The sequence below is a fragment of the Leisingera caerulea DSM 24564 genome (assembly GCF_000473325.1).
GTDB classification, from domain to species: Bacteria; Pseudomonadota; Alphaproteobacteria; order Rhodobacterales; family Rhodobacteraceae; genus Leisingera; species Leisingera caerulea.
This window is the reverse complement of record NZ_KI421513.1, coordinates 3,419,594-3,431,115: the sequence shown is the minus strand read 5'-3', so window position 1 is coordinate 3,431,115 and position 11,522 is coordinate 3,419,594. Positions and strand designations below refer to the sequence as shown.

Here is an 11,522-nt window from a genome sequence, read left to right as displayed (position 1 = left end):
AAATCGCCATAGATTTTCCCTGCAGCACATCCTATAGCGCGCGCCATGAAACTCAGCGATTTCGACTTTGACCTGCCCGACGATCTGATTGCCACCCGGCCTGCCAGTCCGCGCAGCTCTGCCCGGCTGCTGGTGGCTGAGGGCGGAACCCTGCATGACGGGCGGGTGACCGACCTGGTCAATTGGCTGCAGCCCGGCGACCGGCTGGTGCTGAACGACACCAGGGTGATCCCGGCACGCCTCAGCGGGCAGCGCCACCGCGACAGCGCGCAGGGGCCGGTATCGGCGAAAATCGAGGCCACCCTGCTGGAGCCGCGCGCCGACGGCAGCTGGGCGGCGCTGCTGAGGCCACTGAAAAAGATCCGTGAAGGCGAGGAGATCGTCTTCTCTGAGGATCTGAGCGCGACGCTGGAAGCCATCGAGGACGGCCAGGGGCAGTTGCGCTTTAACCTCAGCGGCACTGATTTCGACGCGGCACTGGCAGAGGCCGGCGCGATGCCGCTGCCGCCCTATATCGCGGCCAAGCGGGCCGCGGATGAGCAGGACAAGACCGACTATCAGACCGTGTGGGCCAGGAATTCGGGCGCGGTTGCGGCGCCGACAGCCTCCTTGCATTTCGATGAACCGCTGCTGGCGGCGCTGCAGGCGCGCGGGGTGGATATATCCTATGTCACCCTGCATGTGGGCGCGGGCACCTTCCTGCCGGTCAAGGTGGAGGATGTGACCACCCACCGGATGCACGCGGAATGGGGCAAGGTGGGCGCAGAGGTTGCGGCGGACATTGCTGCGACCAAGGCGGCGGGCGGCCGGGTGATTCCGGTCGGCACCACGGCACTGCGGCTGATCGAAAGCGCCGCCAAGGACGGGCAGATCCACCCTTGGGAAGGCGACACCGACATCTTTATCTACCCCGGGTTCGAGTTCCAGGTGGCGGATGCGCTGATGACCAATTTCCACCTGCCGAAATCGACCCTGCTGATGCTGGTTTCCGCCCTGATGGGGCAGGAGGAGATCCGGCGCATCTACGATCATGCGGTCAGCAGCGGCTACCGGTTCTTTTCTTATGGCGATGCGTCGCTTTTGATCCCGGCGAAGACGGATACACCTTAGAAAAGCGGCGCGAATCCAGAGACAAGCGCCGCAACCATGGCCCCTGATCGCGAAAGCCCGGTCATGAAACTGAAATCAGAATCAGCGACACCGGCCACGCGAGCCTTGATCGCCCGGACATAACAATCAAATGTGATGGCAGCCCGTCCCCTGTGGAGGGCTGCTTTGCTTTCAAAGGAGGCATGGAAATGCTGCAGGTGCTGTCGAGCGCGTGGGCGCTGCTGTTGGGGGTTTGCTTGCTGATGGTGGGCAACGGCCTGCAGGGCACCATGCTGGGGGTGCGGGGCGATCTGGAGGGGTTCTCCTCCTTCGAGATGTCCCTGGTGATGGCGGCCTATTTCGTCGGCTTCCTGGGCGGCTCGCGGCTGGCGCCGGAGATGATCCGCCGGGTTGGCCACGTGCGCGTCTTTGCTGCGCTGGCGTCGTTCATCTCGGCGGTGATGATCCTGTACCCGCTGCTGCCCAACACCATCGCCTGGGCGCTGGGGCGAATGATCATCGGCTTCTGCTTCTCCGGCGTGTATGTGACCGCGGAAAGCTGGCTGAACAACGCCGCCGACAACACCAACCGCGGCAAGGCGCTGTCGCTGTACATGATCGTGCAGATGATCGGCATCATCACCGCGCAGGGCCTGATCCAGATCGGTGACCCGGGCGGTTATGAGGCGTTCATCATCGCCTCGATCCTGGTTTCGATTTCCTTTGCGCCGATTCTGCTGTCGATCCAGCCGACCCCGGCCTTTGACACCACCAAGCCAATGACGCTGAAAGAGCTGATGAAGATCTCGCCGCTGGGCTGCGTGGGCATGTTCCTGCTGGGCGGTGTCTTCTCGGCGCAGTTCGGGATGAGCGCGGTGTACGGCTCTGCCGCAGGCATGAGCCTGACCCAGCTGTCGGTCTTTATCGCGACTTTCTATGTCGGCGCGACGGTGCTGCAGTATCCGCTGGGCTGGATTTCCGACCGGATGGACCGCCGGGTGCTGATCCTGTTTGTCTCGCTGATTGGCGGCGCCGCGGCTGTGGCGGGCTTCCTGCTGGGCGGCGATTTCAAGATGCTGCTGGTGGCGGCCTTCTTTATCGGCGGCCTTTCGAACCCGCTTTACTCGCTGCTGATCGCCTATACCAACGACTACCTGGAGCATGACGACATGGCGGCAGCGTCGGGCGGGCTGGTGTTCATCAACGGGCTGGGCGCAATTGCCGGCCCGGTGATCACCGGCTGGCTGATGGGGGACGCGGTGTTCGGGCCTCCGGGCTTTTTCACCTTCATCGCTGCGCTGATGTTCGTGATGGCGGCCTATGCGCTCTACCGCGCGACCCAGCGCGCCTCGATCCCGGTCGAGGAGACCGGTAGCTACGCCGCGATGTCGCCGACCGCAACGCCGGTGGCGGTGGAGTTTGCCCAGGAATACGCCATTGATACCGAGCTTGAGGAGCAGGAAACCGCCGCTGCGGAGAACTGATTGCGCTAACCAGCCGTTTTCGTGAGGATTATTTCACTCGCAGGTCTTGCCTGTCGCAATTTGTGACCCAAGGTTACTTGTAATGGCAACGTAAAATGGCCTGAAATCAGGGTCAGGAAAAACTTGGAGTTAAGACCGATGGCTGGTCCCGAAGAGATACTTGAATTCTGGCTCGACGAGGTCGGGGAGAAGGGATGGTATCTGCAGGATGATGCGCTGGATCAAGAGATCCGCACGAAGTTCCAGAAAACCTGGCAGGAGGCTTGCGAGGGCAGGTTCTCCTTCTGGCTGACCTACCCCAGCGGGACGCTGGCGTACATCATCCTGATGGACCAGTTCCCGCGCAACATGTTCCGCGGCGAGGGCAAGGCGTTTGCCTCCGACCAGGCGGCGCTGTCGGCGGCCAAGGTCGCGATCAACAAGAAGTGGGACATGAAGATCGACGAGCCGGCGCGGCAGTTCTTCTATCTGCCGCTGATGCATTCAGAGAACCTGTGCGACCAGGAACGCTGCATCCGGCTGATGATGGAGCGGATGCCGCAGACCGGCACCAGCAACCTGCTGCACGCCCGCGCCCATCGCGAAGTGATCCGCCAGTTCGGCCGCTTCCCCTACCGCAATGAGGCGCTGCACCGCGCCAGCACCGGGCCGGAGCTCGACTATGTTATGGCGGGCGGCTACGGCGAGACCGTGCGGCAGGTGCAAGCGGCCGGCTGAGCCGCTACGCTAGGCAAGCTTACTCAGATGCGCTGCGCTTCTAACCCGGAGGCGCAGCGTTTTTCTGTCCGCTGCAGCGGAGCAGGCCGGTCAAGCGGGCGGCAAACTCCGCCGCCCCTGCGCGGGCTGCCCCTGCCGCGGCCTGCTGGGGCAGATCCCGCATTTCGGATAGGCTCGCCTGCAGCTGGTCCAGGCGTTCCTCCAAAGGGGCAAGGCGGGTTGGAGACACGGTGGCTGTCCCGTTCTGAACGGCAGCGCGAAGACTGGCAATCTCCCCCTGCAGCCCGGTTACGGCGGTGTGCAGCGGTTCAACGCGGCTGGTGATCTCTGCCGCATTGGCGGTGACGGCAGAGGCAGCCGCCATCAGCTTCCACCCCAGGAACAGGCAGAGCGCCAGCAGGATCAGGGTGGCGTTCAGAAGGGCCTTGGCAAGATCCGCGACAGTTCGTGTCATATTCTTCCGCTCCCGGCTGTGGATTGCAGCGCCTGTTTCAGCTTATGCTGGCCCGGAACCAGCCTCGCTGCCAAGCGGAAACCTGCCGCAGTTCGCAGGGCCGCAATGCCGCAGCAGAGGATGATTGCAGTGCAGAAAGAAATAGTTTAACGGTAAACTAGTTTTATTGATCCTGTTCAAGGCGAGGGGACAGCATGGCCGCACAATCCTATGACGTGATCGTAATCGGCGCCGGGCCGGGGGGCTATGTTGCCGCCATCCGCGCAGCGCAGCTGGGGCTGAAGACCTGCGTGGTCGAGCGCGAGCATCTGGGCGGTATCTGCCTGAACTGGGGCTGCATCCCGACCAAGGCGCTGCTGCGCTCCTCCGAGGTGTTCCACCTGATGGAGCGGGCCAAGGATTTCGGCCTGAAGGCTGAAAACATCGGCTATGACCTGGATGCGGTGGTGAAACGCTCACGCGGGGTGGCAAAACAGCTGTCGTCTGGAATTGGCCACCTGATGAAGAAGAACAAGATTGACGTGGTGATGGGCGAGGCGTCCATTCCGGCCAAGGGCAAGGTCTCGGTGAAAACCGAAAAGGGCACGCAGGATCTGACCGCCAAGCACATCGTGCTGGCCACCGGCGCCCGCGCCCGTGAACTGCCGGGGCTGGAGGCGGACGGCGATCTGGTCTGGACCTATAAGCACGCGCTGGATCCGGTGCGGATGCCGAAGAAGCTGCTGGTCATCGGCTCCGGCGCGATCGGCATCGAATTTGCCAGCTTCTACAACACCCTGGGCGCTGAAACCACGGTGGTTGAGGTGATGGACCGGGTGCTGCCGGTGGAAGACGCGGAAATCTCTGCCTTTGCCAAGAAGTCCTTTGTCAAACAGGGCATGAAGATCATGGAAAAAGCCATGGTCAAGAAGCTGGACAAGGGCAAGGGCAAGGTGACCGCCCATATCGAGGTTGGCGGCAAGGTAGAGAAGCATGACTTTGACACCGTGATTTCTGCCGTGGGCATCGTAGGCAATGTCGAAGGCCTGGGGCTGGAAGAACTGGGCGTCAAGGTGGACCGGACCCATGTGGTGACCGACGAGTACTGCCGCACCGGTGTTGATGGCCTTTACGCCATTGGCGATATCGCCGGCGCGCCCTGGCTGGCGCATAAGGCATCGCACGAGGGCGTCATGGTGGCGGAGCTGATCGCAGGCAAGCACGCGCATCCGGTCAAGCCCGAGAGCATCGCCGGCTGCACCTACTGCCAGCCGCAGGTCGCCTCTGTCGGGTATACCGAGGCGAAGGCGAAGGAGCTGGGCTATGACATCAAGGTCGGCCGCTTCCCCTTCATCGGCAACGGCAAGGCGATTGCACTGGGAGAGGCCGAGGGCATGGTGAAGACCATCTTTGACGCCAAGACCGGCGAGCTGCTGGGCGCGCATATGGTCGGCGCTGAGGTGACCGAACTGATCCAGGGCTATGTGGTCGGCCGCCAGCTGGAGACCACCGAGGAAGACCTGATGAACACCGTCTTCCCGCATCCGACGCTGAGCGAGATGATGCATGAATCGGTGCTCGACGCCTTTGACCGGGTGATCCACATCTGACGCAGCATTCCCGCGCCGCAGCTCTTGCCGCGGCCGGGATTAGCGGGCAGGACAGGGAAAGCAGGCACTGCGCGTGCCTGCTTTTGCTATTTGAGGGCAGATAATTTGACGGATGGCGGAGATTCCCGCTGGGGGCTGATCCTGGCGGTTTGGGCCGCGGGGCTGGGGGCCGCCGCGCAATACGGCAAGATTTCGGTGATCTTCGGCCGCATGGGCGAACTGTATCCGCAGGCGGGCACCGCGCTGAGCTTTTCGGTGTCGCTGGTGGGCACGCTGGGCATCCTGCTGGGGGCGGTGGCAGGCCTGTATGCGGCCGCCTTTGGCTACCGGCGCACGCTGGTCTGGGCGCTGTGGGCCGGGGCGGCGGTGTCTGCGCTGCAGGCGCTGCATCTGCCGTTCGGGCTGTTCCTGGCCACAAGGGTGGCTGAGGGGCTGTCGCATCTGGGCATTGTGGTCGCGGGCCCGGTTCTGATTGCGCAGCTGAGCTCTGACCGCGGCCGGGGGCTGGCGATGACCCTGTGGAGCACTTTTTTTGCCGTGGCCTTTACCCTGCTGGCCTGGGGCGGCCTGCCGCTGGTGCGGGCCTGGGGGCTGCTGGCGCTGTTTGGCGCCCATGCGGCGGTGATGGCGGGGCTGGCGGTGCTGCTGGGTTTTGCCTTGCGCGCTGTTCCGGTGCCTGAGCGGGCGCCTTTGCCGCGGCTGGCGGACCTGCCGGGGCAGCATCTGCCCATCTACCGCTCCCCTTGGATATCGGCGCCGGCTGCGGGCTGGCTGTTTTACACCTGCTGCTTTGTGGCGGTGCTGACGGTGATCCCGCCCTACATCGCGGAAGAGGCGCGCGGGTTTGTCCTGGGAATGATGCCGCTGGCCAGCATCGCGGTGTCGATGACCCTGGGCGTTTACCTGCTGCGGTTTTTGCCGGCGGTGCGGCTGGCGCAGCTGGGGTTCCTGGCCTGCGCCGCAGCGGCGCTGTGGCTGTGGGCCGTGCCCGGCGCGCCGCTGGCCTGTATCGCCATGGCCGGGGCGATGGGGCTGGTGCAGGGCGGCTCATTCGCGGCGGTGCCGCAGCTGAACGCCACCGCCGCGTCGCGGGCGCAGGCCAGCGGGGCAATGGCGCAGACGGGCAATCTGGGCAACACCATCGGCACGCCGCTGATGGTGGTGTCGCTGTCGGCGGCGGGGTTCAGCGGCATGATGGCGGCGCTGCTGGTGCTGTTTCTGGGCGGTGCCGCGGTGCATCTGCTGCTGGCGGCCCGGCGCCGCGTTATGGCCTGACAGCAAGGGCTCCGGCCCGCCGCCGGCCCCCTGCGGGGTCCGCCGCCCGTTGGGCGTGCCGGATTCCGGGAAATCCGGAGCGGGAAACGCGGTTGGCCCGGCTGCTGCCAGCTGCTGTCAGCAAACTTCCACCTGTTCGTGATATGTTCTTTATGGGGGCTTGGCGTTTCCAATCGCATTCCCTATCTGTAGGGCTGGCGTCCGCCAAGGGTTCGGCGGACGCGTCTACGGGGGCATTATGGCTGAGCTGAAATCCATCGAAGTGCGCGGCGCGCGCGAGCATAATCTGAAGAGCATCGACGTGGATATCCCGCGCGATGAGCTGGTGGTGATCACCGGCCTTTCGGGCTCGGGCAAGTCCAGCCTCGCGTTTGACACCATCTATGCCGAGGGCCAGCGCCGGTACGTCGAGTCGCTGAGTGCTTATGCGCGCCAGTTCCTCGACATGATGGAAAAGCCGGATGTGGACCACATCAGCGGCCTGAGCCCGGCGATTTCGATTGAGCAGAAGACGACGTCTAAAAACCCGCGCTCCACCGTGGGCACGGTGACGGAAATCTATGACTACCTGCGTCTGCTGTTTGCCCGCGCGGGCACGCCCTATTCGCCGGCCACCGGGCTGCCGATCGAGGCGCAGCAGGTGCAGGACATGGTCGACCGGATCATGGAGATGGAGGAGGGCACCCGCGGCTATCTGCTGGCGCCGATCGTCCGTGACCGCAAGGGTGAGTACAGGAAGGAATTCCTGGAGCTGCGCAAGCAGGGCTTCCAGCGGGTGAAGGTCGACGGGGAGTTCTATGAACTGGACGAGCCGCCAACGCTGGACAAGAAGTTCCGCCATGACATCGACGTGGTGGTGGACCGGCTGGTGGTGCGCGAAGGCATGGAGACGCGTCTGGCGGACTCCCTTCGCACCGCGCTGGACCTGGCCGACGGCATCGCCATTCTGGAGACCGCGCCCAAGGAGGGCGATCCGGAGCGGATCACCTTCAGCGAAAATTTTGCCTGCCCGGTCAGCGGCTTCACCATCCCGGAGATCGAGCCGCGGCTGTTCTCCTTTAACGCGCCGTTTGGCGCCTGTCCGAAATGCGACGGCCTTGGCGTCGAGCTGTTCTTTGACGAGCGTCTTGTGGTGCCTGACCAGTCCCTGAAGGTCTATGACGGCGCGCTGGCGCCCTGGCGCAAGGGAAAATCGCCGTATTTCCTGCAGACCATCGAGGCGATTGCCCGGCATTTCCAGTTCGACAAGAACACCGCGTGGAAGGACCTGCCCGAGAAGGTGCAGAAGGTGTTCCTGTACGGCTCCGGCGAGGAGGAAATCCTGTTCCGCTATGATGAGGGCGGCCGGGTTTACCAGGTGGAGCGGACGTTCGAGGGCGTGATTCCGAATATGGAGCGCCGCTACCGCGAGACCGACTCCAACTGGATCCGCGAAGAGTTCGAGCGCTATCAGAACAACCGGCCCTGCCACCACTGCGACGGCTACCGGCTGCGGGATGAGGCGCTGGCGGTGAAGATCGCCGGTGTCCATGTGGGGCAGGTGGTGCAGAAGTCTATCCGCGAGGCGCTGGCCTGGATCGAGGATGTGCCGAACCATCTGAGCCAGCAGAAGCAGGAAATTGCGCGGGCCATTGTCAAGGAGATCCGCGAGCGGCTGGGATTCCTGAACAATGTCGGGCTGGAGTACCTGACCCTGAGCCGTAATTCCGGCACGCTGTCCGGCGGTGAGAGCCAGCGGATCCGGCTGGCGTCGCAGATCGGCTCCGGCCTGACGGGCGTCTTGTACGTGCTGGATGAGCCCTCCATCGGCCTGCACCAGCGCGACAATGACCGGCTGATCGGCACGCTGAAGAATCTGCGCGACCAGGGCAACACGGTGATCGTGGTGGAGCATGACGAGGACATGATCAGGCAATCGGATTACGTGTTCGACATCGGCCCCGGCGCCGGGGTGCATGGCGGCGAGGTGGTGAGCCACGGCACGCCGCAGCAGATTGCCTCCGACGCGGGTTCGGTCACCGGTCAGTATCTGGCAGGCACGCGGGAGATCGCGGTGCCGGGCAAGCGGCGCAAGGGCAACAAGAAGAAGGTCAAGGTGGTGAAGGCCACCGGCAACAACCTGAAAGAGGTGACGGCGGAGTTCCCGCTGGGCAAGTTCGTGTGCGTCACCGGCGTGTCGGGCGGCGGCAAGTCGACGCTGACCATTGAGACGCTGTTCAAGACCGCCTCCATGCGCCTCAATGGCGCGCGCCAGACGCCTGCACCCTGCGAGAGCATTAAGGGGCTGGAGCATCTGGACAAGGTGATCGACATTGACCAGCGCCCGATTGGCCGGACGCCCCGGTCGAACCCGGCCACCTATACCGGTGCCTTCACCCCGATCCGCGACTGGTTCGCGGGTTTGCCGGAGGCCAAGACGCGCGGATACAAACCGGGTCGGTTCTCCTTCAATGTGAAGGGCGGGCGCTGCGAGGCGTGTCAGGGCGATGGTGTGATCAAGATCGAGATGCACTTTCTGCCGGACGTCTATGTCACCTGCGAGACCTGCAAGGGCGCGCGCTATAACCGTGAGACGCTGGAGATCAAGTTCAAGGGCAAGAGCATTGCCGACGTGCTGGATATGACGGTAGAGGACGCGCAGGAGTTCTTCCAGGCGGTGCCGGCGATCCGCGACAAGATGGACGCGCTGATGCGGGTGGGCCTTGGCTATATCAAGGTTGGCCAGCAGGCGACGACGCTGTCAGGCGGCGAGGCGCAGCGGGTGAAGCTGTCAAAGGAGTTGTCGAAACGCTCGACGGGCCGGACGCTGTATATTCTGGATGAGCCGACCACCGGCCTGCATTTCGAGGATGTGAAGAAGCTCCTGGAAGTGCTGCACGAGCTGGTGGAGCAGGGCAATTCGGTGGTGGTGATTGAGCACAATCTGGATGTGATCAAGACCGCCGACTGGATCATCGACATCGGTCCTGAGGGAGGCGACGGCGGCGGCGAGATCGTTGCAGCCGGAACGCCGGAGGCTGTGGCGGATGAGCCGCGCAGCCACACCGGGCGCTATCTGAAAGACATACTGGCGGCGCGGAAAGTGGCGGCGGAGTAGGGTGAGGGGCGCTGCCCCTCTTGGCCTTTGGCCAATTCACCCCGGAGTATTTCTGCAAAGGTGAACAGGGGGCGTTGGCGCCCCCTTTTCTTATGCCGTTCGGGCGGCGGCGGGGCGGGTCAGCAGCAGCGGCACCAGAAACAGGGCCAGGAAGGCTGAGTTCATCACAACGTTGAACCAGGCGCCTGCGGCAAGGGAGCCGAGACTGTCAGGCACGTACCAGGCCAGCAGCGCAGGGATCAGCAGGCCGCGGCCCAGAACGGGATCGGTGCTGTAGACATGCTTTGTCACCAGATAGATCAGGACGCAGAAACCGCACAGCAGGCCGCCGCTGATGGCGGTCATCAGGGAGGCCGGGCCGGGTTGCAGCCGCTGTCCGCCGTCCAGCGGCAGGAAGGCCAGATCCAGAAAGAATCCGAGGGCTTGTGAAAGCGGTGTGGCCAGCGCCAGCACCATGGCGAGGCCGAAGGCGGCAGAGAGCACCGAAACGGTCTTGAGCATGCGGATTGCGGCGGCGTGTGTCATGGGATGCTCCTGTATTGTGTCCGCTGCAGGATGCCGCGCGAACCGGACGCAAAACAATTACCTGGGAGGTAAGTGTTATCCGGCGCGGAGGCGTCTATGCTGCGCAAAAACGGAGGCAGACGATGGCGGAAGGCTTTGGCGCGGTTCTGAAGAAGTGGCGCGGGCTGCGGCGGATGAGTCAGATGGAGCTGGCGCTGCAGGCCGGCGTCTCGGCGCGGCATTTGTCATTTCTGGAAAGCGGCCGTTCACGTCCCAGCCGCGGCATGGTGCTGCGCCTCAGCGATGAGTTGCAGATGCCGGGCGGGGCGCGCAACCAGCTGCTGACGGCAGCCGGGCTGGCGCCGGCCCATGTGAGCCGGGACCTGAACGATGCGGAACTGGCGCCGCTGTGGCAGGCGGCGGAGCAGATGCTGGCGGCGCACGCGCCCTATCCGGCGATGATGATCGACCGGCACTGGCGGCTGCTGGATCTGAACCGGGCAGCCGCGGCGATGCTGGGCAGTGCCGGGATCAGCAAAGGCAGCAGCCTGCTCGACGCGCTGCTGGGCAATGCGGCGCTGCGGGCGGCGCTGGACAATCTGGAAGAGGTTGAGCGGCACAGCCTGGCGCGGCTGCGGACCGAACTGGCGCATTTCGGCGCTGATCCGGTGCTGGAACAGGCGGTGGCGCGGCTGCAGGCCAATGTTGCAGCTTCGGAGGCTTTGCGGCAGGGGCTGCTGCCCGCGGTGATTCCGGCGCGTTACCGGATGGGCGGGCAGGTGCTGTCGTTCTTTTCCACCATCACGCAATTCGGCGGCACCGGGGATCTGGCGATGTCTGAACTGCGCATTGAAATGCTGTTCCCCGCCGACGGGGCCACCCGGGAGGTGCTGGAGGCGATGGCCGGGCAGGGTGCTGCAGACAGCGCCGGCGGCTAGTTGTCCAGCACAGCCTCAGCGCCGATCAGGCGCAGCACCTTGTGGGTTTCCCGGTTGACCTGATACACATAGCCGCCCGCCTGAACATAGCTGCCATAGGGATCCGGCGCCCAGCCGCCGGGCTGGCCGATCCAGATATAGTCTTCCAGAATATGATCGCCGCGGCGGTAGAACTTCTTGGCCTGGGACGGAGGAACGCAATGCGCGGCTTTCCTGTCCAGCCCGGGCGGGCATTGGAATCCGGCCTGGTCCGGTTCGTCGTATCCACTGCCGGCCGCCAGCGGTATCGCCAGCGCGCAGGCCGCGGCAAGAACGGTGAAGGGAACAATGTGACGGCGTACCATTTACAGCGGGTCCTTTCTTCGCTGCCCCTCA

10 protein-coding genes are annotated in these 11,522 nt (G+C 64.2%); 7 read left to right on the top strand and 3 right to left on the bottom strand.

Translation table 11 applies throughout. The features are described from left to right. Positions 1-45 precede the first annotated feature (45 nt). The 3 genes from queA (at position 46) to CAER_RS0123910 (ending at position 3,290) form a co-directional block, all read left to right on the top strand. Positions 46-1,110 carry a tRNA preQ1(34) S-adenosylmethionine ribosyltransferase-isomerase QueA gene (gene queA, locus CAER_RS0123920; RefSeq protein ID WP_027237745.1) on the top strand — a complete coding sequence of 355 codons (1,065 nt, stop codon included), beginning with the start codon at positions 46-48 and terminating at the stop codon, positions 1,108-1,110. A 188-nt stretch (positions 1,111-1,298) separates the two neighbouring features. Continuing rightward, positions 1,299-2,573: an MFS transporter gene (locus CAER_RS0123915; protein ID WP_027237744.1), complete on the top strand. Its 1,275-nt coding sequence runs from the start codon at positions 1,299-1,301 to the stop codon at positions 2,571-2,573. 138 nt (positions 2,574-2,711) lie between these two features. Next, entirely contained in the window at positions 2,712-3,290 is a 579-nt protein-coding gene (locus CAER_RS0123910) for a DUF924 family protein (protein ID WP_027237743.1), read from the top strand. A gap of 40 nt (positions 3,291-3,330) precedes the next feature. Here CAER_RS0123910 and CAER_RS0123905 read toward each other — a convergent pair whose 3' ends face one another. After that, positions 3,331-3,744: a hypothetical protein gene (locus CAER_RS0123905; protein ID WP_027237742.1), complete on the bottom strand. Its 414-nt coding sequence runs from the start codon at positions 3,742-3,744 to the stop codon at positions 3,331-3,333. A gap of 194 nt (positions 3,745-3,938) precedes the next feature. Here CAER_RS0123905 and lpdA point away from each other — a divergent pair, with 194 nt between their 5' ends. The 3 genes from lpdA to uvrA all read left to right on the top strand — a co-directional run bounded on the left by lpdA (position 3,939) and on the right by uvrA (position 9,705). Next, the gene (lpdA, locus tag CAER_RS0123900) at positions 3,939-5,333 is read left to right on the top strand and encodes a dihydrolipoyl dehydrogenase (RefSeq protein WP_027237741.1); all 1,395 of its coding nucleotides are present in this window, start codon (positions 3,939-3,941) and stop codon (positions 5,331-5,333) included. Between the two features lie 105 nt (positions 5,334-5,438). After that, positions 5,439-6,608 (top strand): MFS transporter, encoded by a 1,170-nt coding sequence (locus CAER_RS0123895; protein WP_036797566.1) that lies wholly within the window; start codon positions 5,439-5,441, stop codon positions 6,606-6,608. 238 nt (positions 6,609-6,846) lie between these two features. Then, the gene (gene uvrA / locus CAER_RS0123890) at positions 6,847-9,705 is read left to right on the top strand and encodes an excinuclease ABC subunit UvrA (protein WP_027237739.1); all 2,859 of its coding nucleotides are present in this window, start codon (positions 6,847-6,849) and stop codon (positions 9,703-9,705) included. Positions 9,706-9,795: 90 nt separating this feature from the next. Here uvrA and CAER_RS0123885 read toward each other — a convergent pair whose 3' ends face one another. Continuing rightward, on the bottom strand, positions 9,796-10,230 hold the full coding sequence (locus CAER_RS0123885; RefSeq protein WP_027237738.1) for a hypothetical protein: 435 nt from the start codon (positions 10,228-10,230) through the stop codon (positions 9,796-9,798). Between the two features lie 122 nt (positions 10,231-10,352). Here CAER_RS0123885 and CAER_RS0123880 point away from each other — a divergent pair, with 122 nt between their 5' ends. Then, the gene (locus tag CAER_RS0123880; RefSeq protein ID WP_027237737.1) at positions 10,353-11,147 is read left to right on the top strand and encodes a helix-turn-helix domain-containing protein; all 795 of its coding nucleotides are present in this window, start codon (positions 10,353-10,355) and stop codon (positions 11,145-11,147) included. On the opposite strand, the gene CAER_RS28410 is transcribed toward CAER_RS0123880, so the two are convergent. Then, positions 11,144-11,491, bottom strand: coding sequence for an excinuclease ABC subunit A (locus CAER_RS28410; RefSeq protein ID WP_245597401.1), 348 nt, complete (start codon positions 11,489-11,491; stop codon positions 11,144-11,146). The genes CAER_RS0123880 and CAER_RS28410 overlap by 4 nt on opposite strands. Positions 11,492-11,522 lie beyond the last annotated feature (31 nt).

Bases quoted from the DNA above. Each gene is read 5' to 3' on its own strand.
- CAER_RS0123905 (WP_027237742.1), bottom strand. From the start codon at position 3,744: ATGACACGAACTGTCGCGGATCTTGCCAAGGCCCTTCTGAACGCCACC.
- CAER_RS0123915 (WP_027237744.1), top strand. From the start codon at position 1,299: ATGCTGCAGGTGCTGTCGAGCGCGTGGGCGCTGCTGTTGGGGGTTTGC.
- CAER_RS0123885 (WP_027237738.1), bottom strand. From the start codon at position 10,230: ATGACACACGCCGCCGCAATCCGCATGCTCAAGACCGTTTCGGTGCTC.
- lpdA (WP_027237741.1), top strand. From the start codon at position 3,939: ATGGCCGCACAATCCTATGACGTGATCGTAATCGGCGCCGGGCCGGGG.
- CAER_RS28410 (WP_245597401.1), bottom strand. From the start codon at position 11,491: ATGGTACGCCGTCACATTGTTCCCTTCACCGTTCTTGCCGCGGCCTGC.
- CAER_RS0123880 (WP_027237737.1), top strand. From the start codon at position 10,353: ATGGCGGAAGGCTTTGGCGCGGTTCTGAAGAAGTGGCGCGGGCTGCGG.
- CAER_RS0123910 (WP_027237743.1), top strand. From the start codon at position 2,712: ATGGCTGGTCCCGAAGAGATACTTGAATTCTGGCTCGACGAGGTCGGG.
- uvrA (WP_027237739.1), top strand. From the start codon at position 6,847: ATGGCTGAGCTGAAATCCATCGAAGTGCGCGGCGCGCGCGAGCATAAT.
- queA (WP_027237745.1), top strand. From the start codon at position 46: ATGAAACTCAGCGATTTCGACTTTGACCTGCCCGACGATCTGATTGCC.